At 52.2% G+C, this 25,904-nt stretch carries 20 protein-coding genes and 1 riboswitch; of the genes, 6 read left to right on the forward strand and 14 right to left on the reverse strand.

What is annotated here, in order from left to right; genetic code table 11:
• Nucleotides 1-2: 2 nt before the first annotated feature.
• Complete coding sequence (locus ACO0LH_RS21305; RefSeq protein ID WP_422943146.1) at nt 3-1,514, reverse strand: CoA-acylating methylmalonate-semialdehyde dehydrogenase; 1,512 nt, start codon at nt 1,512-1,514, stop codon at nt 3-5.
• A gap of 303 nt (nt 1,515-1,817) precedes the next feature.
• Nucleotides 1,818-2,038, reverse strand: a riboswitch (cobalamin riboswitch).
• A gap of 471 nt (nt 2,039-2,509) precedes the next feature.
• Here ACO0LH_RS21305 and ACO0LH_RS21310 point away from each other — a divergent pair.
• Entirely contained in the window at nt 2,510-3,487 is a 978-nt protein-coding gene (locus tag ACO0LH_RS21310; RefSeq protein WP_422943147.1) for a hypothetical protein, read from the forward strand.
• Between the two features lie 201 nt (nt 3,488-3,688).
• On the opposite strand, the gene metE is transcribed toward ACO0LH_RS21310, so the two are convergent.
• The gene (gene metE / locus ACO0LH_RS21315) at nt 3,689-5,986 is read right to left on the reverse strand and encodes a 5-methyltetrahydropteroyltriglutamate--homocysteine S-methyltransferase (protein WP_422943148.1); all 2,298 of its coding nucleotides are present in this window, start codon (nt 5,984-5,986) and stop codon (nt 3,689-3,691) included.
• Between the two features lie 88 nt (nt 5,987-6,074).
• On the opposite strand from metE, the gene ACO0LH_RS21320 reads away from it, so the two are divergent.
• Nucleotides 6,075-6,998, forward strand: coding sequence for a LysR substrate-binding domain-containing protein (locus ACO0LH_RS21320; protein ID WP_422943286.1), 924 nt, complete (start codon nt 6,075-6,077; stop codon nt 6,996-6,998).
• 39 nt (nt 6,999-7,037) lie between these two features.
• On the opposite strand, the gene ACO0LH_RS21325 is transcribed toward ACO0LH_RS21320, so the two are convergent.
• The 10 genes from ACO0LH_RS21325 to ACO0LH_RS21370 form a co-directional block, all read right to left on the reverse strand.
• Nucleotides 7,038-8,345, reverse strand: a complete 1,308-nt coding sequence (locus tag ACO0LH_RS21325) for a DUF2325 domain-containing protein (protein WP_422943149.1) — start codon at nt 8,343-8,345, stop codon at nt 7,038-7,040.
• A 77-nt stretch (nt 8,346-8,422) separates the two neighbouring features.
• Complete coding sequence (locus tag ACO0LH_RS21330) at nt 8,423-8,692, reverse strand: hypothetical protein (protein ID WP_422943150.1); 270 nt, start codon at nt 8,690-8,692, stop codon at nt 8,423-8,425.
• The gene (locus ACO0LH_RS21335) at nt 8,692-9,546 is read right to left on the reverse strand and encodes a ChaN family lipoprotein (RefSeq protein ID WP_422943151.1); all 855 of its coding nucleotides are present in this window, start codon (nt 9,544-9,546) and stop codon (nt 8,692-8,694) included. Before ACO0LH_RS21335 ends, ACO0LH_RS21330 begins: the two co-directional genes overlap by 1 nt.
• 44 nt (nt 9,547-9,590) lie before the next feature.
• A complete protein-coding gene (locus ACO0LH_RS21340) occupies nt 9,591-10,400 on the reverse strand; it encodes an ATP-binding cassette domain-containing protein (RefSeq protein WP_422943152.1) in 810 nt (269 codons plus the stop codon).
• 12 nt (nt 10,401-10,412) lie between these two features.
• A complete protein-coding gene (locus tag ACO0LH_RS21345; protein WP_422943153.1) occupies nt 10,413-11,486 on the reverse strand; it encodes a FecCD family ABC transporter permease in 1,074 nt (357 codons plus the stop codon).
• Nucleotides 11,483-12,451: a heme/hemin ABC transporter substrate-binding protein gene (locus ACO0LH_RS21350; protein WP_422943154.1), complete on the reverse strand. Its 969-nt coding sequence runs from the start codon at nt 12,449-12,451 to the stop codon at nt 11,483-11,485. Before ACO0LH_RS21350 ends, ACO0LH_RS21345 begins: the two co-directional genes overlap by 4 nt.
• Complete coding sequence (locus ACO0LH_RS21355) at nt 12,439-13,521, reverse strand: hemin-degrading factor (protein WP_422943155.1); 1,083 nt, start codon at nt 13,519-13,521, stop codon at nt 12,439-12,441. Before ACO0LH_RS21355 ends, ACO0LH_RS21350 begins: the two co-directional genes overlap by 13 nt.
• Nucleotides 13,522-13,531: 10 nt before the next feature.
• On the reverse strand, nt 13,532-15,727 hold the full coding sequence (locus tag ACO0LH_RS21360; protein ID WP_422943156.1) for a TonB-dependent hemoglobin/transferrin/lactoferrin family receptor: 2,196 nt from the start codon (nt 15,725-15,727) through the stop codon (nt 13,532-13,534).
• A gap of 285 nt (nt 15,728-16,012) precedes the next feature.
• Nucleotides 16,013-16,447, reverse strand: a complete 435-nt coding sequence (locus ACO0LH_RS21365) for an EamA family transporter (RefSeq protein WP_422943157.1) — start codon at nt 16,445-16,447, stop codon at nt 16,013-16,015.
• A 53-nt stretch (nt 16,448-16,500) separates the two neighbouring features.
• On the reverse strand, nt 16,501-17,715 hold the full coding sequence (locus tag ACO0LH_RS21370) for an FAD-dependent oxidoreductase (RefSeq protein ID WP_422943158.1): 1,215 nt from the start codon (nt 17,713-17,715) through the stop codon (nt 16,501-16,503).
• Between the two features lie 114 nt (nt 17,716-17,829).
• Here ACO0LH_RS21370 and ACO0LH_RS21375 point away from each other — a divergent pair, with 114 nt between their 5' ends.
• Entirely contained in the window at nt 17,830-18,654 is an 825-nt protein-coding gene (locus tag ACO0LH_RS21375) for an AraC family transcriptional regulator (RefSeq protein WP_422943159.1), read from the forward strand.
• A 56-nt stretch (nt 18,655-18,710) separates the two neighbouring features.
• Here ACO0LH_RS21375 and ACO0LH_RS21380 read toward each other — a convergent pair whose 3' ends face one another.
• On the reverse strand, nt 18,711-18,938 hold the full coding sequence (locus ACO0LH_RS21380) for a hypothetical protein (RefSeq protein WP_422943160.1): 228 nt from the start codon (nt 18,936-18,938) through the stop codon (nt 18,711-18,713).
• Between the two features lie 214 nt (nt 18,939-19,152).
• On the opposite strand from ACO0LH_RS21380, the gene imuA reads away from it, so the two are divergent.
• From imuA to ACO0LH_RS21395, 3 genes are read left to right on the forward strand one after another with little or no spacing between them, the layout of a single operon-like run.
• Complete coding sequence (gene imuA, locus ACO0LH_RS21385) at nt 19,153-19,893, forward strand: translesion DNA synthesis-associated protein ImuA (RefSeq protein WP_422943161.1); 741 nt, start codon at nt 19,153-19,155, stop codon at nt 19,891-19,893.
• Nucleotides 19,832-21,343, forward strand: a complete 1,512-nt coding sequence (locus ACO0LH_RS21390) for a Y-family DNA polymerase (protein ID WP_422943162.1) — start codon at nt 19,832-19,834, stop codon at nt 21,341-21,343. The genes imuA and ACO0LH_RS21390 overlap by 62 nt, the downstream gene beginning before the upstream one ends.
• Nucleotides 21,344-21,351: 8 nt before the next feature.
• Nucleotides 21,352-24,525, forward strand: coding sequence for an error-prone DNA polymerase (locus ACO0LH_RS21395; protein ID WP_422943163.1), 3,174 nt, complete (start codon nt 21,352-21,354; stop codon nt 24,523-24,525).
• A gap of 37 nt (nt 24,526-24,562) precedes the next feature.
• Here ACO0LH_RS21395 and ACO0LH_RS21400 read toward each other — a convergent pair whose 3' ends face one another.
• On the reverse strand, nt 24,563-25,894 hold the full coding sequence (locus ACO0LH_RS21400) for an AAA-associated domain-containing protein (RefSeq protein ID WP_422943164.1): 1,332 nt from the start codon (nt 25,892-25,894) through the stop codon (nt 24,563-24,565).
• Between the last annotated feature and the right edge of the window lie 10 nt (nt 25,895-25,904).

The following is a 25,904-nucleotide window of genomic DNA, read 5'->3' on the forward strand; positions in this document are numbered from 1 at the left end:
CCTTACTTGAGCGAGATAGTCGTATTCACCTTGCCAGCTGTTACGCTGTCATCAAACCAGCGTGCCGTAATCGTCTTGGTCTGGGTATAAAACTGGATAACCTGTTTGCCGTAAGGCCCCAGGTCACCAAGTTTGGATGCGCGTGAGCCAGTAAAGGAAAACAGCGGGACAGGTACGGGGATAGGTACGTTGATGCCGATCTGTCCGACATCGATATCTTCTTCAAAAGTGCGTGCAGCAGCGCCAGACTGCGTGAACAGGGCCGTACCATTGCCGTTGGGGTTGGCATTGATGATGGCAATGGCTTCGGTCAGGCTATTGGCACTGACTAGACACAGTACCGGGCCAAAAATTTCTTCTTCATAGATGCGCATGCCTGGTTTGACACCACCAAATACGGTAGGGCCAACGAAATTACCGGATTCATAGCCCGGCACATGAGGCTGTCTGCCATCAAGCAATAATTCAGCCCCTTCGCTGACACCTTGCGCAATCAGGCGCTCTACCCTCTCCTTTGCCGTGCAGGAAATGACAGGGCCAATATCCGTATTGGCCTCTGCACCCGCATTGATTTTCAGGCTGCGCGCTTTGTCCAGCAATTCTGGCACCCATTCTTGCGCCGCACCGACCAATATCACCACCGACAAGGCCATGCACCGCTGCCCGGCTGCACCAAAAGCAGCGCCAGCGAGATTGTTCAAGGTTTGTTCTTTATTCGCATCAGGTAATACGATGGCATGATTTTTTGCACCCATCATGCACTGCGCCCGTTTGCCTGCCAGCGTAGCGCGTTGATACACATGCGTACCCACGCGGGTAGAGCCGACGAAAGACACGGCCTTGATATCGGGGTGATCGCAAATCGCATTCACCACATCTTCGCCGCCATGCACAACATTCAAGACGCCAGGTGGGATACCGGCCTGCAAGGCCAGCTCAACCAGACGCATGGTGACCATGGGGTCTTGCTCTGAGGGTTTCAGGATAAAGGTATTACCACAGGCAATCGCCATCGGGAACATCCACAGCGGTATCATCGCCGGAAAGTTGAAAGGCGTGATGCCGGCACAAACCCCTAAGGGCTGGTTCAGCGTATAAGTATCAACGCCGCTGGCGACATTATTGGCGATCTCACCCATTTGCAGGTTGCCGATATTGGCCGCATGCTCGACCACCTCAAGGCCGCGGAAGATATCGCCTTCTGCATCGGCCAGGGTCTTGCCCTGTTCGGCTGTCAGCAATGCAGCCAGCTCCGCCATGTTTTCACGTATCAGCTGCTGGTATTTCAAGAAGATGCGGGCGCGAGTACCGATGGCAGTTTTGCGCCAGGTCTTGAACGCTGTCTTGGCGCTTTCTACAGCAGCCTGCATTTCTGCATCGGTAGCAAATGGCACATGCGCCAACACCTGCTGCGTTGCCGGATTAATGACGTTACGCCATTGCGTGGCTTTGGATTCGACTAATTCACCGTTGATGATGAGCTTGACGGTAGGAACCTGGGAGAGAATTGTCATGATGTCTTGCCTGTACTTTCCTGATTGCGCACGGACACACGGCGGAAACTCGTCCGCAACATAAGCCGTACTGATGCCTGAAAACAGCATGCACATACAGTTCATATATGCATGCTGGCCATGGACGCGACCATGCAAACGCATAGTGCGCATCCGCCACGCACCTTCCGTACGTGACCAGACCCAAGGAAAAAAAGAGAAAGAATTGTCAGAAGCTGATGTGCGCCAAACCTGATAACCAGGCTAAGAAAACCAGTTATCCAGACACAATGCATCGCTTCAAACACAGCCTTCCGCAATGTTTTCCGTAAAGATCAACAGGCCGGTATCCGGGCTTGCAAGTCTTGTTACATCGCCTTCCCAGTCATGCATGACCAGTGGCGTCGATGATGTAACCGCACTCACTTACCGTTGCGGAGGCAGCAGGGGCTTGGTCGCTGGCTTCTGACTGGCCAGCGACGACCACTTTCCCGTTTAACGCTACTCAAGAAAATGAGCAGCGCACCTGTTATTTTTAGAATAGCACAGGAATTGACGTTAACGTAAACGTTAATTGGTGAAAAAAATTCAAGAGGTGCTTTAGCGCAGGATTAAGCATGGTTGAACTTGTCGGTCAATTACAAAAATAACAGCGTCATTCCAACCTGCTTTTAGCTGGAATAAAATCAATGAGGACTTACACAAAATTGACCCGGCAAGACATCAGCGACGCAGGCAGTGCTTTTTATTACGGCGAGAAGCAACGTAGCTGCGGTTTTGCGCAAGCCCTATCAGCTTTGACGCGCGACAGAGCGACTATCAAAGTCAAACCGTCAGTACAAGTCCACTTACACTTTGTTGCGCATTAATATAAAACACGCAATTAATTGATTGACATGGTTTTTACGGTCATGCACCATCATCCGGCTTAAAGCAGCAATTGTGCTCTGTCTTCATGCCTGGGCATGTGGATATGCGGCTTTGTTCATCCACTCTATTCAACTTCATTTGCTTACATGAAAAAATCAACTACCTCTGGCGCTGTTCGTTTATTGTCATCAAGTCTGGCATTGTCTTGTCTGGTAGCACCTGTGCTGGCGGCGGACTATAGTCCCTATCCCAAGGCCGGTATTTATGATGCCAGCGATAAAGGTTTTGAGCGTTTGCTGACGGTAAAACCTGACGGCAAATTCACACTGGAAGTTTCTGAGAAAGGCAAGGCGGGCAATTTACGCAGCGGGTCCGGGGAAGGTAAATTATCCGATGCGCCTGGCGGCTGGAACTTTAGCGAGGGACGTTGCACTATGACCTTGAAACGCGCTGCTGGTGGCATGCAATTGCATGTAGAGGCATGTGCAGGTTCCTGGGGCGATGTTCCCTTTGATGGTAAATATGCGTTCCAGGGTGAAGAAGTTGCTGCGGCTCCTGTCAAACCAGCATTAGTTGCTACACCAGCGCCCAAAGCAGCTGCGCCAGCTCCTGTCGCAAGCACTATGCCCGCCCCTGCTGCTGAGCCCGCTGGAGCGGCCACAACGCCCACCAGCACGATGTCACTGTCGCGCAAGGAATGGAAAGATAAATGGGGCCAGGTTACGGCCGAATTCATCACTGGCCACCTTGTGCAGGTATTGGCACAACGGTCCAGTGACACCCCGACAGGCCCAGGAATTGATCATTATTCAAATGCGGCAGTTATTGTCGATACCATTAACGACTATGAAAAGGCCACTGCTGCAGAGATGGCAAAACCGCCTTTGAAACAGTACGCACTTCCTTTGCCGGTTGTCACAGCCAAAGAAGGCGTGAAATTTGAAACTGAATGCAGTTATGGCAAATCTGCCATGGCCTTTGTAATCAGTGTCGACAGTTATGGAAAAGGGAATATTCTCACCCGCAAGCGGTTCAGCGCCTGGATGCTGGATAGCAAGCTGCAACTGACTGAAGTCAAGCCTGCCAGCAAGGTCAAATGCCCACAAACAAGCGCGTTCTATTGAAGGCACTTGCAAGCTATCATAAAAATTTGATCGGACACTGAAATGATGCTGCGTAGATTTGCCGGAAAATTTGCTCTCAATTTTCCAATCGCTCAACACCATCGTTCAGCGTCCATCTCTCATGGTGCAAGCTAAAAGGCACATTCTCACAATAAAGTGAAAATGTGCCTTACATCAATCATGCCAATTGAATAAACGCGATCAACAACAATCCTGATGCTCTTCATCCGCCGTTACAGTCGCCCGCAGCAATTTGGCGGCTTGCACCATGTTTTCCAGTGCTGCGATGGTTTCTGGCCAGTCGCGGGTTTTCAGGCCGCAGTCAGGGTTGACCCATAGTCTGGCGTCAGGCAGCACGCTACGGGCTTTTTGCAATAGTCTTTGCATTTCTGCGACACGTGGCACACGTGGCGAGTGAATGTCGTAGACGCCTGGACCGATATCGTTGGGATACGCAAATTCGCCAAAACCTTCCAGCAACTCCATATCCGAGCGTGAGGTTTCTATGGTGATCACATCGGCATCCATCGCAGCTATCCACGGTAGGATATCGTTGAATTCCGAATAGCACATATGGGTATGGATCTGGGTATCGTCTTTCACCCCTGCTGAGCACAGTTTGAAGGCGCGCACGGCCCAGTCCAGGTATGCCGCCCAGTCTTTGCGTTTTAGTGGCAAACCTTCGCGGAAAGCCGGCTCATCAATCTGTATCATGCCTATGCCTGCTTTTTCCAGGTCAGTGACTTCGTCACGCAAAGCCAGCGCGATTTGCAATGCCGTGGCTTCACGTGGCTGGTCATCACGCACAAAGGACCATTGCAGCATGGTGACAGGGCCGGTCAACATGCCTTTCATGGGCTTGCTGGTCAGGCTTTGTGCATATTCGCTCCAACTGGTCGTCATTGCTTCTGGCCGGTACACATCACCATAAATGAATGGTGGCTTGACACAACGGGAACCATAGCTTTGTACCCAGCCATTCAGAGTAAAGCCATAACCCCACAATTGCTCGCCGAAATATTCCACCATGTCATTGCGCTCTGGTTCGCCATGTACCAGCACGTCGATATCGAGCCTCTCCTGTTGTGCCACGACCAGGCGTATTTCTGCGCGCATGGCTTCGAGATATTCCAGGTGCGCCAGGCGGCCCTGCTTATAGGCGGCGCGTGCCTGGCGTATTGTTTTGGTTTGCGGGAAAGAACCTATGCTGGTAGTCGGAAACAATGGCAATTGAAAACGCTGCTGTTGCTTGCCTATACGTTCTGCAAAAACATGATGACGTTCAGCGTCTTTGGCTGTCACCGCTGCAAGACGTTTCTTGACCATCATGTTATGAATGCGCGAAGAATTGCGGCGACTGAGAATGGCGCTTTCTGCTGCATCAAATTGCGTGACGACTGCCGTTGCATTGCCATTCAACGCCTGCTTGAGTGCGACAATTTCAGTCAATTTCTGCGTGGCAAAAGCCAGCCAGTTTTTGCTTTCTTCATCCAGTGCAGTTTCATAAGCCAGATCGACTGGCACATGCAACAGTGAGCAACTTGATGCTATCCATAATTGCTCGCCCAATTGGGCATGCGCTGGCTGCAACTGCTTGAGCAGGCTGGATAAATCTGCACGCCAGATGTTGCGGCCATCAATGACGCCGGCGGACAAGACCCGGCCTTGTGGCCAGTTTTCAAGCAAGGCCGGCAATTGTTGTGGTGCTCTGACGAGATCCAGATGCACACCTGCCACTGGCAAGCTATGCAGTAATTCGGCACGATCCTTGACTGACTCAAAATAAGTTGCCAGCAAGAGTTTGGGTGTTTGCGCCGACAAGGCGGTATAGGCCAGCGGGAAGGCGTTCAGCCACTCAGCATCCAGGTCCAGCGCCAGGATAGGCTCGTCGATTTGCAGCCATTCGACGCCAGCCTGTTGCAAGCGTGCCAGCAGCTTCTGGTAAGCGGGAATAATTTTGGGCAACAAATCCAGTGAATGTGACAAGCCATTTTTTACCTTGCCCAGGTACAACAGGCTGAGTGGCCCCACCAGCGTGACTTTGGCCTGATGACCAAGGGCTTGCGCTTCTGCCAGTTCATCAAACAGCCAGTTGACGCCACCGTCAAAGTTCAGGTCAGCAGTCCATTCGGGTACAAGATAATGGTAATTGGTGTCAAACCATTTGGTCATTTCCATGGCGAAATGTTGCGGGTTACCACGTGCTGCAACATAGTAATCGGCTAATGTCAGTTCTGCTGCATGGAAGCCAAAACGGGCAGGCAGAGCGCCCAACAAAGCCAGTGTATTCAGTACCTGGTCGTACCAGGCGAAATCACCGACGCTGACATAGTCAAGGCCAGCCTGTTTTTGTAGTGCCCAGTGGCGGGCGCGCAAGTCACTGCCTGTGTCGCGCAAGGTCGCTTCGCTTACCTCGCCACGCCAGTATGCTTCTTGGGCAAATTTCAATTCACGTTGCGCACCTATGCGCGGAAAACCCAAAATATGTGCTGATGTCATGTCTTTCTCCTGTCAAGTCTTGCCATGATTACGCAAAGTCGACTATGATTCAAACGACATATTTTAAGAATCAACTTGAATTTTATTCATAATGCAATCCATACTTGAGCTACGACACCTGAAAACCCTGCATGCCTTGCGTGAAGCAGGTAATTTATTGCGCGCTGCGGTTTTGCTCAATGTGACGCAGTCAGCACTGTCACACCAGATCAAATTACTGGAAGAACATCACGGTGTACCGTTGTTTGAGCGCAAAACCACGCCTATCAGGTTTACGCCGGCTGGCGAAAGATTATTGCAGCTGGCTGATAGCGTATTGCCCCAGGTTGCCAGTGCAGAACGCGACCTGGCACGCATGGCGCAGGGAGTTGCCGGACAATTGCGCATTGCCGTTGAATGTCATACCTGCTTTGACTGGCTGATGCCTGCGATGGATGTATTTCGCCAGCGCTGGCCGGAAGTGGAACTGGATATTGTTTCCGGCTTTCAGGCTGACCCTGTGGGTTTGCTGTATAGCCATAAGGCAGATGTGGCGATTGTCTCTGAAACAGATGCATCAGAAAGCGTTGCCTATCACCCGCTGTTTCGTTTTGAAATCATTGCCCTGATCGCCAAAGACCATGCTTTGGCACAACGCGATTATCTGGTGGCACAGGATTTTGCAACGGATACCCTGATCACTTACCCGGTGCCCGATGACATGCTGGATGTCGTGCGCCAGATATTGAAACCGGCTGGCATCGATACCGCACGCCGCACGACAGAGCTCACGGTCGCCATGCTGCAACTGGTAGCCAGCAAACGTGGCATCGCTACCCTGCCCGTCTGGGCTGCACAAAATTATGTCAACCGCGATTACGTGCTGGCTAAAAGAATTACCCCAGCTGGCCTGACAGGCAGTTTATATGCGGCCTGCCTGCCAGAATTTTCCCATATGGCCTATCTCAATGATTTTGTTGCGACCATACGTGAATGCAGTTATCTGAATTTGCAAAATATTGAGCTCATCTAGAGGCAGATTCAAATCTAGCCCTAGCCTGGCTCTAGCCGTTCACACCTGATCTGCTGCTTCATCTGACTTCTCTGATTCCAGGGCCTGATTTTCCAGTTGTGAAAACTGCTCAAGCCCCCTGGCCAGTGAAGAGGCGCTGGGATTTTCTACAAATACGCAGCGTTTGCCAGTGCGTTTGCAAAAATCCTTGACGCGCCAATAGGCATTGTGACTGATGCAGCCAGTCTGGCATATCACCAGGTCGGCAGCAGCCAGGTTGGCGTCAAGCATACTTTGATTATCTTCAACACCGCCATCATGATGCGCAAAACGCCCGCCTACGCGCTCAATCAGGTCACGATAACTTGGCACATTGCCGCTACGCCCACCAACACACAACACAGTTTTCTGTTGCAGGAACAGTGCGATCGGGAAACTGCGCACAGTTGCCGACTCTACGCCGGCAGCATCATGACCCGCAGCCATCTCAGCAGTTTGTTCAATGGCATCCCTGGCTTCTTTTAATTTAGCCGTTTCAGCCAGTTTCTGGCGCGCTTCCCGCAGGCTGGATTCCAGTTCATTTTGCCGTTCGGTCATTTGATCGACCTTTTTTTGCAAACGTGTGCGCGATTCCAGATCAGGCATGGTGGCCTTCAACGCAACCAGATCAGCACTTAAAAAAGCAATGCCGCTATCCTTGCCTATACTTTCTGCACGCACCTGTACCAACAAGGTATTCAGACGCTCAATCTCATTCGCTTTCTCTGTCATGAGGCGCGTACTGCGCTCTTGCACCCGCGCCAGCTCCCTGGTCAATAGCGCGTTTTCTTCCACCAGCGCGTTGAAGCGTGACAGGTCTGCACGAACACTGGCACCAGCCTGATGTTGCAGCATATGCATATCGCGACACAAGCCCTCCTGCAAGCTGGTATCGCAACGAGGATGTGTCAATGCTGCCCAAAAAGCGCCTGCGACGTCGCCCAGGTCGATGGCATTGATCCATAGACGTATCACCGCTTCACGGGTTTTGGCTAGGCGAAATTGCTGGATCGTGCGGTTATAGCGGTGATCAAGTTCTTCCTGCAATGCTTCAGATACTTTGTTGCGACGGCCACATTCTGCAATTGCCCCCACATGAATCTCATAATCATCGGCAACAGATTGCCCACCCACGGCTTTATTGATGATGCGCCGCAAGCTGACCAGGGGAATACATACGCCCACCACCGGGCAATGGCATTCATGCGGCAAATCCCATATGCGCCGACGTCTGGAACCTGTTGCAGACGGCTTGTCAAGGCTATGGCCCTGCTTATTGCCCCTGGTAAAAAGAGCTGGCTCCGGATGTTCATTATCATGATCACACATAGTAATTCTCCATTCTCGTCGATTGCAGTCACAAGGCACATAGGGGCCTTGCCCGGTTCTGGCTAATGAATTTTTTCTTAATGAATTTTTTCTGCCGGCGGCAAATCAGGAGATGCCTCACCTCTTTCACCCGACTGCGCCAGCCCATGTCCCAGGTGATCAATCAGATGCTGTGCATCACCAAGCATGTCAGCCAGTGAGCGAAAGGCATCCAGTTCAAAGCGCATGGACACATATTGCAAAGACACATGGACGATGCCGCAATCAGGACAGATCATGACTTCACCAACCTTGCTATGCGCCAGTTGCACATGCTGGCAAGAGGATGACTGATGAGGACGTTTCATTATTTTCTCTCCGTTGGTGCTGGCGGTTTGATTGCTTCGCAGGGATCAATACGGGCATGCGGCGGTATGACATGCGTCGCATCGTAAATCTTGCTGGCTGTTGCTTCAGCTTGCACTGATTCTGGCTCTATATAGCCGTGGACCTGTGTACCGGCGAGTTCGCTCGCTGACAACCAGCGTGGCACGCCCAGGTCACGCCGTACATGACCATTGCCTGCCAGCAAAACCACGCCACGGCTGGCGTGATCAGCAAGAATTTTTGCCATCCACACGTCACGTACTACCTGGGCGTTCACCATGCTTTGCACCATCGCGGCAGGTATTTTTCCGCAATGCCCGGTTTCAATAGCCTGTTGCTGCCCCGAAATGAGGTCTTGTGGCAAAGCCTGATCCAGCCTGTAAGTGGTGATGCTTGCCTTATCCAGCACGCTCTTGAAGCCTTCACGCATGACCTGACTGGCATCAGAGCGCGACACATTGGCAGCAAGCAGAGGCAGCTTGTATTGCAGCGCCAGCGCAATGACTGGCCGGTAATAAGGCCATTCCCAGCGCTTGCCACCTGCTGCGTTGATGACGCAATCGGCGTCAGCACATTCTGCCTGCGCCTTGCTCAAGGCAGCCTGCGTTTCCCTGTCGAACTGCTCCATCGCAATGGCAGGCCGCCAGCCGTCTTGCACCATCTTTTGCAAGGCTTCAAAGCGTTGTTTGTGACCATCAGGATTGTCATGCACTTCGCCCAGCAATAAAATTTTGCCACTGACGGTATCGGCATAGGCATTCGTTGCCACCATCGCGATGACAGCTATCAGCAAACTAAAGGCCGACTTGGGTTTACTGTTTGTATAAGCACGCATATTTACCATCGTTCATTCATTTAAAGTAGTAGCGCAGCATCAGATCAGGCCAGCTTTCTCAGACGCGAAGGCTTGCGTACAGGTGACACCAGAAAATCACCATTTTCACTGGTGTAGCAATTCAGGCGGATACCATACAAGCTTTCCAGCGAAGGTATCGCCAGTTGATCAGCGGGCATATCGCCATGCAAGCTGCCATTCTTGATCAGGAGCAGGCGGTCAAAGCTTTGTATCGCATGGTTGATATCATGCAGGATGGCGATCACTGCATGATGCCTTTCACTGGCGTAGTGTTCTATGCTGTCGAGCAGATCAAATTGCAGACCCGAGTCCAGCGCAGCCAATGGCTCATCTACCAGTATCAGCCCATCTTTGACATTCCATAATTGTGCGAATACACGTGCCAGTTGCACCCTCGCCTGCTCACCACCAGACAGACTGTCAAACCGTCGCCCCAGCAAGTGTGATGCGTGTGCCAGCGCTGCTGCTTCGCTGACGATACGGTCCAGCCCCTGGTCCTGACTGCGCGCTACCCTGCCCAGGCCGATGACAAGGTCGGTTTGCAAGCCAAATGCCACATCATTCGTCTGTGGCAATACAGCCCGCTGCTCACTGAGTTCCTGCAAGGTCCAGGCAGTGATTGCACGTGAATTGAACATAAGATGACCATGCACAGGCGTTAATTCACGCGACATCAATTTCAACAGCGTTGATTTACCTGCACCGCTGGGCCCCAGTATCGCCAGTTTTTCACCGACAGCGACGTTCAGGCTGAAAGGTCCAAAAGCCTGTTGCCCCAGTCTGGTACCTACGTTGTCCAGATGCAGCAATTGTTTGGGAATGGAAGTTTTCATCAACATACGGTTTCAGGCGATGCGGCCGCGTGCCTTGCGTAACAAAATCAAAAAGAAAGGGCTGCCCAATATGGCGGTAAAAATACCCACAGGAATTTCTGCCGGAATCACAACAGTACGCGCCAGCGTATCAGCCACCAGCAACAGCAAGCCTCCGACGAGCATGGATTGCGGTATCACCTGTCTTTGATCCGATCCAACCAGTGCACGCACCATATGTGGAGCGATCAGTCCGATAAAGGAAATCATGCCGCACCAGGCAACAGTAAAACCGGTCAATACAGCCACGATCAGAATCACATTCCCGCGCACATAACGGACATCGACACCGACATGGGCAGCGGCAGCTTCGCCCAGTGCCAGCGCATTCATGGGGTGCAACAAGTGACGTGCACGCCACCAGGCGATGGTAAGCAAGGCGATCAATGCCAGCGTTACTGTCCAGATGCCGCCAGAGAGTGAGCCCAGCGTCCAGAAAGACAGGTTGCGCAGTTGTTCATCTGTTGCCAGATAAGTACACAGGCCGACGATGGCAGCAGCCATGGCATTCAAGGCCATGCCGGTCAGCAGCAATCCTGTGATTGAACCTGGTGTCAGCCAGCGGGCAATGCGATCCAGTGCGAAGCAGACACTGACGGCACCGAAGAAGGCAGCAAATGGCAATAACCACATGCGCCATAATGGTGGTATGGGTAAATTAAAACTCGCCAGCACCACGATAGTCAATGCTGCCGCCGATGCGCCGCCTGCGGTAACGCCCAGCAAACTGGGGTCCGCCAGGGGGTTACGGAACAAGCCTTGCGTCAGCGCCCCCGACAAGCCCATGGCTGCACCAACGGCGATTGCGAACAAGGCACGCGGCAGCCGGATATTCCATAATACATAACTGCCACCCGTCATTTGCTGGTCGCTGCCAAATGAAAACACAGCGGATATGGCGGCCTTCCAGTCGCTCAGCGATACGGGCACTGCCCCCCACTGCACACTCAGCACCAGACCGGTTGCCAGCAAAAGCGCCAGCAGCGATGCCGATCGGGGCCTGAGATGAAGACTGACAGGACGGGATAGCAAGGCAAGGCTACTCATGTCAGCATGGCCTTGGTGATGGCGGCATCGAGCAAGGACACTGCCTGCGGCAAACGCGGCCCGAAGCCCAGCAACAGCATGGCTTCCACAGCGATGACACGGTGACCGCGTCCTGCCGGGGTTTGTTCCACGCCCGGCATTTTCAAGAAGGCTTCCGTACCACCGGTGGCCTTCACCCCTTGTTCCGTCACCAGGATAATATCGGGCTGGGCAGCAATGACCGCTTCCGGTGTCATCGCTTTATAGCCAGTAAAGCCACTGCCACTGACGGGGCTGATGGCATTCTTTGCGCCGACATAGTCAATCATGGCCTGGGCGCTGGTGTCGCGGCCAGCGACCATGATTTGTGCAGGCGAATGAGCGAGGATAAACAGGATGCGTACAGGCTTGCTGTTTGCCTGCGCTTCCCTTTGCAGGATAGGTGCGCGTGCACGTGTCCATTCCTGTTGCAGGTTCTGCATCATGCTGGCAGCCTGTGTTTCACGCCCCGTCAGTTCACCGATGCGCTTTACACGGTCGAGCAAACCCTCAAAGCGATGATTGGCCGCCAGTATGGTGACCGGCACGCCAGAGGCTGTCAATTGGCGCAAGACCGCAGGCGGCCCCGCATCTTCTGTCGCAATCACCTGGGTTGGGGCCAGTCCCAATACGCCTTCGGCAGACAGGGTACGCGCATAGCCGACACTGGGCAATTTCCGGGCGACTTCGGGAAACAGCGAAGTCGTATCCACAGCTACCAGGTCATTGTTTGCATTGAGTGCATAAATGATCTCGGTCAGTGCACCACCCACGCTGACTATGCGGCGCGCGGGTGGATTGGCTGCCAGCGCCCACTGGCCGGTGCTTGCGAACAAACCGGCAGCCGCGAAACCACCCATTTGCCGCAATAGTTTGCGGCGCGGCAGTTCAGCCTGATGTTCAGACACTGCACCAGCACCCATCTGCATATCAGTTACGCTGCGCATGATTCCGATTCCTGCAACAGGTTATCAATCAGTGCACGCCATTCGCACAGTTCAGGCTTGCCGGGTTTGCGCTCACCAAAGAACATGGCAATGGTTTCTCCCTCTTTATCGAATAACTCCAGTGAAGTCACCAGGCCATCTGTGGTTGGTTTCTTGACGACCCAGGCGCTGGCGATATGGTCTTCGCGCAAATGCAGATTAAAGCCGGGATCAAGCACATTTACCCAGGGGCCCATGACGGCAATTTTCTTGATTGCACCAGAGTGGATTTGTATCATGCCCAGATTGCCAGTAAAAACCATGATGGGAACACCTTCATTCGAAGCTGATTGCAATAGTTCCTGACAACTGCTGATTTCCACTTTTTGCACAAATTTTTCTTCTGCCAGACGTAATGCCTGGGTACGGCTGACAGCAAACTTCCTGAGCAAGCCAAAGAAATCATGGGTGTCGCGCAACGATGCCCATGCCTGGCGAAAGCCATTGACATCAATATCGGCATCTTTGAGCTCAAGGCTCTTTTCTGGCGTGGCCTGTGTTTGCATACCGGTAATTTGCTCTTCGGCGGTAAAGCGGCTGACCACCGCCTCATAGGCAGCGATATCGCTTTGCGGCTTCATGAAAATTTTATGTATGGCCAAACCACTTGCATCGAAAAATTGCAGGCTTGATTGCAGGCCTTGTTCCGTTTTTTCACTGACTGCAAAACCATGTGCCCAGTGTTGATAAAAAACCCGTAAATCGATTTCACCGCCAAGCACCAGGCCCATATGATTGCTGTGACTGGCCTTGCGATACACACCAACTTTTTCATGGACACAGGATGCATTGCGCGTCAATGCCATGACTTCACCAAGCGGTTCCAGTGATTCGATGATATCGGGCCATTCTGACTTGAGCCTGATGGCGCGCAGGATGACATTGTCATCATCGAGCGATGCTGCCACGTGTGCAGCAATCAGTTCCCCTTCGGAGATATTGAGGCTTTCTGCAATGTCGCGGTGACGTGCCTTGCGTTCACGTCGCATGGTAATGAAGGAATCCCGAATAGCTTGATCTTGATCTGACATGGCAATCTCCTTAAAAGTCATAACGAACGGACACCTGGGCAGTGCGACCTGGTGCGGTATAGGCATCTTTCACGGTACTGTTGTCGGCCAGCCCACGGACATCGGACCAGCGCCAGTATTTGGCGTCCAGCAAGTTATTCAGATTGGCGGTGATGGTCAGATTGGCCATCGGCTTCCAGGACGCGCCCAGGTCAACGACGGTATAGGCGCCTGGGGCAAACTGAGGTGTTGCCGCCGGTGCGATACGGTCAGCATCCTTGCGTTGGTGATGCTGAACATTCAAGCGTGCGCCCCAGTTTGCTGTGTCATAGCGTAAACCGGCAACCAGCTTGACTGGATTGATGGTGTCCAGCGGCGTTTTTACACCACCGACTTCACTGTCACCCTTGGTGTAAGCGATACCGGCATTGGCTTGCCATTGCTGGTCGATCTGCCATTCAGCACGGGCTTCTGCACCACGGATTTGCGCTTTTGCCAGATTGATGTACTGGAAAATCATGGGGTCAGTCGCGGTACCAGATCCACTCATCACTTGCTGGCTGATGAAATCTTTATAGCTATTGTCAAAGGCAGCGACCGAGTAACGAAAACCGTCAACTTTGCCACGGAAACCTATCTCTACACTGTCAGCACGTTCGGCTTTCAGTTTTGCGTTGCCGATGCTGGTATAGCCTGACGCGAGATTGGTAAAGCCATTATTCACTTGGTCAGGCGTTGGTGCGCGAAAGCCCTTGGCAACCTGGCCGTAAGGTGTAAAACCGGGGGTCAATTGCCAGACCACGCCCAGGCGCGGCGTGACAGCCTGGTCAGACAAAGTGGCGACCGCGCCGCCAATATAGCCCGAGGCCGATGGTGCAAGCTTGTAATGGTCAAAACGCAGGCCAGGAATAATGCTGACCGCACCGGTTTCTATTTCATCCTGCACGAAAGCGCCGGCTATGGTGTAGGTCGTATCAGGGAAAGGCTTGGTCGGGAAAGTTTCACCAAATGGTGCAACTGTACCGTCACGTACGCCAGTCACTTCTGAACGGCTCCAGTCAAACCCGTAGCTCAGACGCTGGTCCAGTGCCCCACTCACATTACTTTCCATCTGCGTGGACAAGCCGATGACCTTGGTGTTATAGCTATTGTCACGTGTGCGGTCGGCTGCTGTATTTCTGTCTTCCGCCGAGAACTGCCTGACTTTGGCATCCTGCCAGTACACCTGGGTTTCTGCACGCTGTATCCAGCTTCCGTTAAGGTCCTTGAAGCGATGTTCAAGGCTGAGCTTGTTACGCTCGGTCTGATCGCGCGCATCAAGATCCAGTGTACTGGTGGAAACCAGCGGTGGCACTGAACGACCGGAAAGCACATCTGTGGTTTGCTTGCGTTTTTGCAGTTCTACGCTGGCCCCCAGTGTTTGTGTCCCATCTATGGCAAACAGGGCCTTCCCAAGCACATACTGGTTATCGTAATCGGCTGGATTGGGTTTGGTACGCGTAATGTTCGGAGCGTCATTATCAGCCTTGTTTTCTACTTCATGCCCTTTGCGGTAACTGCCCAGCAGCAAACCCTGCCATTGACCGCTCTTGCCTGCCAGGCCCAGCGTACTGGCCCATGAGCGGTCTATGCTGGCATAACCGGAACGTGCAAACCCACCAAAGCTTTGGCCCGGTTTCAGCAGGTCGGAAGGATCAAGCGTACGGAAGCTGACTGCCCCCGCCAGGCCATCGCTGCCAAACTGGGTAGATGTCGGGCCACGCAATACTTCTACTGCCTTGATACCATCGATTTCAAGAAAATCACCACGCCCGGTGGCAAAGGCGCCAAATGAAAAACTATTGGGAACACGAACGCCGTCTACCATCATCAGGACCTGGTTACCTTCCAGGCCACGGATATTAATGCCTTCATTGCCGGCACGCCCGGTGGCGCTGCCAGCCGCAGTGAATCGAGTCGGCGCAGCGCGCACACTGACATCGATTTCGTTATTGAAAATATCCTTAATATCGCGCGCACCGTCCTGCTGCATTTTTGCAGCAGATGTCACCGTTACCGTATTGGGAACCCGGTCAACGCTGCGTTCGGTACGCGTTGAAGTAACCGTGATTTCCTTGAGTTGGGTAACATCATTTGCTGTGGCTGGAGTTTGCTGGGCCAGGGCTGCGTGCGGGTTCAATCCCCACGCCATACCCAAGGCCAGCGCGATTTGCGTCTTGCGTAGCATAGTGCTTCCTAAAATAGTTTAGGCACTGGCTAGCGATGACTGGCTTGTGCAAATTTTTGTTCGGTAAAGAATGTTCCCGGCTGATTTTGATTTCGCACTGATTGTGGAATCAATGCAAAAAATGTGTACGGCGAGAATATACCCTCAATTATAAATGAGACTTATTCTCATTTGCAATTAAAATATATTTGTTCTTTTGAGACGAACGTGAAAAGCTTCGTTTTTGCCTGTCCACGGTCACTCACAGCCGTGTCAGCACTAAATCAGCGCTAAATCAACGTCACATTAACGCTTGAACGCCAGTAACAAAACACCACCGCCCACCATTGCTATGCCGCCCCATTCTCTTAGCGAGGGTCGCTCACCCAGGAAGGCAAACGCAAATATGGCCACCAGGACAAGACTGAATTTGTCTACCGGCGCAACTTTTGATGCTTCACCCATCTTCAGCGCCCTGAAATAGCAGACCCACGATGCACCAGTCGCCAAACCAGATAAAGTCAGGAATAACCATGTCTTGGGCGAAAGGACGAAGGGGTTGGCCCACTTGCCAAGGTAAGTTATCCAAACCGATAAGACCACAGCGATAATGACGGTCCTGATCAATGTTGCCAGATCAGAATCAACATTCTGAATACCGATTTTGGCAAATATGGCTGTCATCGCCGCAAACACGGCTGACATCATCGCCCAATAAAACCAGCTGCCTGATGCGTTCATATTTTCCCCCTGTATGAGTTTTACTGCCTGAGATTCGCTATCATGCCTTTAATTCATTTGTCCTGGTCACCAAATAATTGCTGGCTACCCCGTTGTGAAGAAATGACTGCTTTAAAACTGTGCTCCCGCAGCTTGCATTCATAATCCGAGATTGCCTCAAAGACAGGTTTGCCATCATGACTGATGGCATGCAAGGCCTGTGCCAATACAGCAGCATCGTAAAGTGCCGCGTTAGCCCCCAGGCCACTGGCCGGGCTCATGGCATGGATGGCGTCACCAAGGGCTGTGACCCGGCTTGATTCCCATGGTGGTATTGACTGTGTTGTCTTTACAGGCACCAGGGTCAGCATATCGGATGGCGTCAAAGCAAATAAAGATGTCAACTCAAGTGGCCACGCAGCACTGGTCGATACAATACAGGCGTGTATTTCTGTCGACGTATCAGGCAAGTTGCCGGTTTCATGCAAACCAAAACGGGCGCGTTGACCGATCAGGGCCCAATAAATGTAATCAGATACAGGTGTCAAACCAGAGTCCCTGAAAATGGGTGGGTCAGAATAAACCGGTATCTGCTTAAATTCCATCACATCAATGACAGCGGCAAGTTCTTTCTCAAAGATGACTGAGGTACCAGCCAGCAGTTGTGGTGCCAGGGTATTTTTGAGATTTTCAGTGAGCATGGTTTTACCATAAAAACAGACATTGCCAGTATCCTCAGGCCTGGCTTCAGGAAAACGCAGTTCACGCACCTTCGAATGAATACCGTCGGCGGCTATCAGTATGTCAGACAGAACCGAACTGCCATCAGAAAAATGAACACTCACCTTACCATCGCCCCGCTCTTCATAGCGACTCAGTTCTTTACCGAAGTGCACATGCTCGCGTATACCCGTCAGCAATACCTCTCGCATCGCAAGCCGGTCAGCCCTGAGATCAGGCTGATCTGCTTGGTCAGCAGACTTGTCGTCTTGCCAGTCGTCTACCCATTTTCCATTTATTGTTTCCAGCTGTGCATTGATAACCTTGACCTGACCCGCAGGGCGTGCGCATGTTTGCTGGAACAACATATATAAATCCATGGGCAAACAGGTGCGCAAGGCATGCTGCCCGGTCTGATCAATGCGGATGCGGTAACCTTGGTTGCGGCTGTCGGCTGCCTGGTCTTTTTCATAGACGCTGAAGGAGGTGCCGTTTTTTTTCAGACCCTGTGCCAGGCAAAGCCCGCCAAGTCCGGCGCCGATAATGCTGATGTGTAAAGCTGTATTCATAGTGCTCCCGCTATTGTCATGTGTCTGAAGAAAATACGCCTGAGACAATTATTGGACAAAGAGAGATGAAGCTGATAACGTTACTTTAGCTAAATATAATGAATTCAGGCCAACATGACTATGACACTGGCAACCAGGCAGGCTGACTTGCCTGATTTCAGCGATATGGCCGCAGGGCCTGCGCTTATTGCACTGAGGAGTGAAGACAAGGCAGATAGCCAGTTTCGTCTTGGGACGCGCGAATATGACTGGCATCGCCATATCCGGGGGCAACTTTTTTGTGTCGAGAATGGCTTGGTACAGGTACGCACTACCCACGGTGCATGGCTGCTACCACCACATCGCGCTGGCTGGATACCGCCCGGCCAGATGCATAAAGTCACCATCACTGGTGCCATGCATGGCTGGAGTGTCCTGCTTAACGCAGAATCGAGTACCGCCTTGCCGGAGCGCCCCTGGGTGATCGCTATCAATGAATTGATGACTGCCCTGGTGCGTCGTGCCGCCTCCTGGGACATGCATGCACAACTCAATGCACAATTAAACCTGGAGCAGGAAAATATCATACAGGTCTTGCTGGATGAGTTACGTCAGGCTCCGCACCAGCCCTTGCATTTACCCATGCCAGCTCATCATCGCTTGTTGCCGGTGACGGCAGCCATTCTCTCTAATCCGGGAGCAAGGCATGGCCTGAAAGACCTGGCTGAGCTGGCCTGCATGTCTGCCCGTACATTAAGCCGCCTGTTTCAGGCAGAAACCGGCATCAGTATTGGCCAATGGAGTCAGCAGGCTGGTTTATTGCACGCACTGGAACTGCTTGCACAGGGTGAATCAGTCGCCGCAGTCGCAGATGCACTGGGATATGCCACACCAAGCAATTTTATTGTCATGTTCCGCCGCTACTTTGGAGAATCTCCGGGACGCTATTTCAGCATCTAGGGTGGCATCTAAGGTGATTTGTATTACCCATCATACCCATCAAGCAAAAACTTGTTTTACCAGTTAGCTTTAGACAAAATCAACAACCATTTACGGAACAGCAAAATTTCCAGATGTCCGGCCTGTACGCCTGTGCTGCAATCCATCATGGGATTAACGTAGTAAGAGCGCTGGCGAAAATCACGGCAAACAAATAATTCGCGACGCCCCAGACGCATTAAAAATGAAGTTGGGGCCAGTTGCAGGCTAAAGCGGGTATCAAAGGATTGTTCGAGGTTTGCCATAATATTCTCCGTATCGGTTTTCAGTGAGCTGGTCAGTGATCATGATAGATGAGCAATAATTCGTCTTCGTTCATCCATGTGAAGTACTTTAACACAAAATACTGTATGCGCAATCAGTATTAATTTTTACTGTCTCTTTCTTTCCTCATGGAAGAATAGGTTTTGAAATTCCACGAACAATCACATATACTGTATATTTAATCAGTATATTGCCATGTCCAGTGTTTCCCCCATCAAGCCTGAACATATACATCCAGCATTGTGGCGTGCATCGCAACTGGCACGTGGAAATGGCGGCTATCTGGATACCGGCTACTCCGAGCTGAAGGCGGAATTGCCTGGCGGCGGCTGGCCACTGGGGCAATTAACAGAAATTTTGCTGGCACAAACTGGCACTGCCGAATTACGCCTTTTAAAACCTGCCCTGTGCCAACTGGATAACAGACCGGTCATATTGCTGGCGCCGCCTTTTATACCCCAGGCACTAGCCTTGGCTGATGCAGGCTTACAGACTACGCAATTGATCTGGATACGTTGCAACAAATACGTGGATGCTTTATGGGCGGCAGAACAGGTGTTGCGCAATGGCAGTTGTGGCGCGCTCTTGTTCTGGCAGTCACAAATACGCAGCGAAGCCTTGCGCCGCCTGCACCTGGCTGCGCAAAGTTCAGATACCTTATTTTTCTTGATGCGCACGCTGCGGGCGGCACAGGCACCCTCGCCTGCGCCCCTCAGATTAAGCTTGCGGCCCAGCCAGAATGGCCTGGAACTGGAAATAATCAAACGCCGTGGCAGTCAGCGTGACAGGCCAATCAGCATCTATTTACCACTTCATCATTACCTGTCCTCCTATGCGGGACGGGCGAAAGAAAATATTCCGGCGATCAGCAATCATGCACCCACACACCCATCATCCATTCTGGATCGCCATCCACTTGCCGCTGCTTCGACTTGAGGTCTTTGTCAAACCCTGGTTTGATGCAGAAGAACTGGCCGCCAGTGTAGTCCTTAGTCAGGGCCGGGTAGTTGCCATGTCGGCGCTTGCCCATCAGGCTGGTGTGTGTACAGGCATGCGCACAGGTGGTGTACAGATGCTGCTGCCAGATGTGCGCTGCTTTCAGCGTGATGTTCAAAAAGAATATGCCGCCTTAAACGCAGTAGCAACTGCCCTGCTCCAGTATTCACCCCAAGTCAGCCTGGCAGATGATGACAGCATCCTGATTGATATCAGTGCCAGCCTGAGCTTGTTTGGTGGTCTACGCACCTTGCGCAAACGCATACAGGGGACATTGCAAACACTGGGGTTTAGCGCAACAACCAGCATCGCCCCCGTTGCCAGGGCAGCATGGCTGCTGGCAAGAGAAGCCGCAAGAAAAAAACGGGCGGGCAAACATGCCCTTCATTTGAAAAAACTGTCACGCCGCCTGGACAGACTGCCAGTCGGCCTGCTTGCGACTGCGCCGCCCTTGCTGGACCTGCTGCAAGGCATTGCCTGTTATTCCTTTCGGGATTTACGGCAGTTACCACGACCAGGCTTGCAAAGGCGCTGCGGAAAAGCGATTTTGCATGAACTGGATCAGGCTTATGGTGAGCAAAGCGAACTGCATCAATGGCATGTTGCCAGCCCTGAATTTAAAGCCAGGATAGAGTTACCCGACCGCATAGAGCAAGCCGATGCTCTTTTGCTTTATGCACGCAGTTTGCTGGCGCAATTATTGGGGTGGCTGGCATCACAGCAACTTGCCGTCACGCATATACACATGGAGTTATTTCATGAGCGTGGCCGCCAGGCTATCCCACCCACCCTGTTCGATCTGCAATTAGCGCAAGCCTGCTGGCAGGAATCGCATCTGTTGTCACTGTTCAGGGAAAGGCTGACGCAGTTAAAGCTGGACGCTGCGGTGATCAGCATGATGCTGGAAGTCAAACAGACAATCCAGCGACAGGCACAAACTTATGCCTTATTTCCCGAACCCGGAGGCAAGGCAGAAGACCATCAGCGTTTGCTGGAATTATTGCTTGCCCGTCTGGGCGATGAAAATGTCTTGCAATCAGCACCGCAAGCTGATCATCGTCCTGAGGTAGCCAATAACTGGATATCAATCATGAAGAAAAGACCGGCCTTTGAACGCGACAATAGCCGTACTGCTTTGCGCCCAGACTGGTTATTACCACAGGCATTGGCGCTGGAAATCCGGCAACACCGGCCTTATTACCGGTCGGAATTAACGATCATTTCTGCGGCAGAACGCATAGAAGCAGGCTGGTGGCATGAGCAGGTGCAAGCAAGAGACTACTTCATGGCGACGGATGCCAGTCAGGTACGCTACTGGATTTATCGCGAACGGGCGACAGACCCTGATGCAGATGAACCAGTCTGGTTTTTGCATGGCATTTTCGGGTAGATATCAACATGAACAGCGCCTTCCTGCCAGATTATGCCGAGCTATTCTGCATGACCAATTTCAGTTTTTTGCATGGCGCTTCCCATGCAGAAGAATTGGTGCGTCGCGCTGTCACGATGGCTTATTCAGCCCTGGCAATTACAGATGAATGCTCTCTAGCAGGCGTGGTCAGGGCGCACAGTGAAGCTAAAAAAACACAACTACCATTGATCATAGGCGCGCATTTCAAACTTGAGGATGAAGACAGACCAGAAACCGCGTTGCATATCATCGCACTGGTACAAAATCGTGAAGGCTATGGCAATTTATCCGAGCTGATCACTCTGGCACGTGGACGCAGCAGCAAAGGTCATTATCTGCTGACCACGCAGGATTTCATTGACCCACCCCCAACATTACAACACCTGCGCGGCTTGCCTGACTGCCTCATGATACTGGTGCCAGAATATCCGGTAAGGCCGGCTATTCTGATGGCACAGGCAAACTGGCTGGCAAAGACTTTCCCCAAACGCGCCTGGATAGGTTTGAATCTGCTCATGCAAATGGCTGACGAATACCAGAAGCAGCAAATCTATCTATGCGCGGAAGAACTGGCCTTGCCTGTTGTTGCCATCGGCCAGGTAAGCATGCATGTGCGCTCGTGCAAGCCTCTGCAAGACACCATGACGGCAATCCGCATTGGCAAGCCAATTCCAGAATGTGGTTATGCACTGTCCATCAATGCAGAACAGCATTTGCGGTCGCGCCTGCGGCTTGCCAATATTTATCCGCGACAGGCATTGGCCGAAACATTGTATATCGCCAGTTTATGCAAATTTTCACTCACGGAATTACGTTATGAGTATCCCGATGAAGTGGTACCCAAGGGGCATACACCTGCCAGTTATTTGCGGGTTGAGGTCTATAAAGGCGCAGCCTTGCGTTATCCACAAGGCTTGCCACCTGGCCTCGCGGCCAGGATAGAACAGGAACTGCATCTGATCAATGAACTGGCTTATGAATCCTATTTTCTGACGGTATTCGATATCGTCCAGTTCGCAAGAAACAATGGCATTCTTTGTCAGGGTCGTGGCTCGGCAGCCAATTCCGTGGTCTGCTATTGCCTGCATATAACAGAGGTCAACCCGGAAACCCATACACTTTTATTTGGGCGTTTTCTGTCCAGGGAAAGGGGCGAACCACCTGATATCGACGTCGACTTTGAGCACCAGCGGCGCGAAGAAGTCATGCAATATGTGTATAACAAATATGGACGGGACCGCGCCGCACTGGCAGCGGCCGTTCATACCTATCGGCCGCGAGGTGCCCTGCGCGATGTTGGAAAAGCGCTGGGAATAGATCTGAGCATCGTCGATGCAGTCGCCAAATCGCATCGCTGGTTTGACAGCAAGCAAGAATTATTGAAACGCTTTGCGGAATGCGGGCTGGATGCCGATTCCAGCGTGGCCCGGCAATGGGCTTCGCTGACAAAACAACTGATCAATTTCCCGCGCCATTTGTCACAGCACACTGGTGGCTTTGTCATCGCCCGCCACAAGTTGTCCCGCCTGGTTCCCATAGAAAATGCGGCAATGGTGAATCGCAGTGTCATCCAGTGGGACAAGGACGATCTGGAATCCCTGGGTTTGTTGAAGGTAGACGTGCTGGCACTGGGCATGCTGTCGGCATTGCGACGAGCCCTTGATTTAATGGCGACTTTGCCAGACAAGCCTGCATGCTTGCAGGATATCCCCAGGGAAGACCCGATCACCTATGACATGATCTGCAAGGCCGATACCATCGGGGTATTTCAGATTGAATCGCGCGCTCAGATGAGCATGTTGCCACGCTTGCGACCAAGACAGATTTATGACCTGGTGGTACAGGTGGCGATCGTCCGCCCAGGGCCCATACAAGGCAACATGGTCCACCCTTATCTGCAAAGACGGCAAGGCAAACAAAAGATTGAAGAACATCAAAATCCCGCCATGCGTGCTGCCCTGGCACGTACACTGGGTGTGCCTATATTCCAGGAACAGGTCATGCAGATTGCCATGCTGGCCGCCGATTTTACGGTAGGTGAAGCCGATGAATTACGCCGCGCCATGGCGGCCTGGAAACGTAAAGGCGGGCTTGAAGGCTTCAGGGACAAAATAGTCCACAACATGGTCAAGAATAATTATGCGCAGGAGTTTGCAGAATCCATTTTTGAACAGATGAAGGGTTTTGGCGATTATGGTTTTCCTGAAAGCCATTCTGCCAGCTTTGCCATGCTGGCCTATTTCAGCAGCTGGATCAAACGTCATGAACCGGCGGTGTTTTTGTGTTCACTGCTGAATTCACAGCCCATGGGGTTTTATTCACCCTCGCAATTGATACAGGATGCGCGTCGCCATGATGTGCAGGTCAGGCCGATCGATGTGCAGCATAGCCAGTGGGACTCTTCGCTGGAGCCAGGCGACACCAGCACTGTGAACCGCTTTACCGGCACCGTACAATCCGCAGTGCGCACGGGCCTATCCCTGTTAAGCGGTATTTCAGAAGACGCGGCCTTACGCATCCAACAGGCGCGCAGTGAAGCTGCCTTCATGGATGTAGGAGATCTGGCGAAGCGTGCGCAGTTAAACCAGCATGAATTACAGGTGCTGGCTGCCGGTAATGCCCTGGTTTCCCTGGCAGGGCATCGACGTCAGGCGCTATGGCAAGCGGCCGGCTCCCTGCCAGACAAAGACTTGTTACGACCAACCAGCATACAAGAGCAAATTCCTGCACTGAAAGCACCTTCCGAAGCACAGGAAGTCCATAGCGATTACCGCAGCATGGGTTTTACCTTGCAGCGTCATCCACTGGCCTTATTACGACCACAATTATTGGCAAAACGTTTCTTGCCAGCAGAAATGCTCAATACCTTTCAGCAGGGGCAGTTTGCCCGCGGCTGCGGACTGGTCACGGGCAGGCAGCGTCCCGGCTCAGCCAATGGCGTGATATTCATTACCATAGAAGATGAAACCGGCCCGGTCAGTGTGATTATCTGGCCTTCATTGCTGGAAAAACAGCGGCGCGAAGTATTGAATGCGGGCTTACTGGGCGTGTATGGTATCTGGCAGTGTGAAGAAGAAGTGCGTCACCTGGTCGCCAAGCGGTTGGTGGATATGACGCATCTTCTGGGACAATTGACCGTCAGCAGCAGGGATTTTTGTTAAAAACATCTACTGCATGCTGTCGTTGCTGCAAAAAAATTTACTCTTCATTCGTCTCTGGTAAGGTCAGGCGGCCAGTATGATAATCATATTCATAGACTTCGCCATAGCGCCCCCATTCGATAGCAACTTCCAGTACCCGTTTGGCTTCATCCGCTTTCAGGAATTCTTCCAGCAGATCAATCAAAGGCTGTTCCGACAGGCTGCCATTGACTTCGCTTTCCAGATTGCGACGGATGTGCGCTGCCAGGGGTACATGCGTCAGCAATTGCTGACCAAATAATTCCTGTTTCTGGGCTTGCTCTACCTCGACGTATTTTTTGCCCAAAGGCGTGAGGATAATATCGCCCTTTTCCAGTATGGCAAAACCCAGCAGGCTCAGGGCTTCATAGGTAGGGAACAATTCTTCATCGGACAATTCTGTTTCTTCTGCCAGTTTCGGCAAGTCGGCACGGCCATTGAACGGTGCTTCTGCCAATAAATCGAGCACGCCTTCAATACGACTGACATCGGTTTCCGGCAGGCGGTAGCCAAGATGGCGTGCCGTTGGTGCATCTGCCGCCACTTCATGCGTGGCACGCATGGTCATCAGGCCATACACTTCATCAATGAGGGCGCGCACTTCGACAGAATCCACATCACGCGGCCTTGGCAAATCGATTTTTATCTCACAACGCACTGTGCCTGGATCGCTGGAAAGAATAATAATGCGGTCAGCCATCATGACGGCTTCTTCAATATTATGCGAGACGATCAAGATACCCTTGGTAGAAATGCGATCTTCTTCCCATAATTCCAGCATGTCGTTACGCAGGGTTTCACCGGTCAAGACATCAAGTGCAGAAAAAGCTTCATCCATCAGCAAGACATCAGGATTGGTGACCAATGCACGGGCAATACCGACACGCTGTTTCATGCCACCTGACAATTCGCGCGGTAAGGCACCGCCAAACCCGGCAAGGCCGATCAGCTCCAGCACGGCGTCGGCCCTTTGCTCGCGTTCGGCCGCGGGCACACCCTGCGCCTCCAGACCCAGTTCGACATTCTGCTGCACGGTTAACCAGGGGAACAGGGCAAACGACTGGAACACCATGGCAATGCCAGCGACAGGCCCGGAAATGGATTTATCGCGATACGCGACCTTGCCACCATCAGCGGATATCAACCCCGCCATGATGCGCAATAAGGTCGATTTGCCAGAACCGGATTTACCGAGCAAGGCGACGATTTCGCCATTTTTCAGCTGAAAATCGACCTTGTCCAGGACGATACGGGATTTACCATCGGCAGCCTTGAAAGACTTGCCCACCTGATGCAGGTCAAGCAAGGTATTTTGATTCAAGGCATTTTGATTGATTACTTGTTGATTCATCTTCATTCCT

Origin of the sequence: Undibacterium sp. TJN19 (genome assembly GCF_049339485.1) — a bacterium.
In the GTDB taxonomy this organism is placed as follows: domain Bacteria; phylum Pseudomonadota; class Gammaproteobacteria; order Burkholderiales; family Burkholderiaceae_D; genus Undibacterium.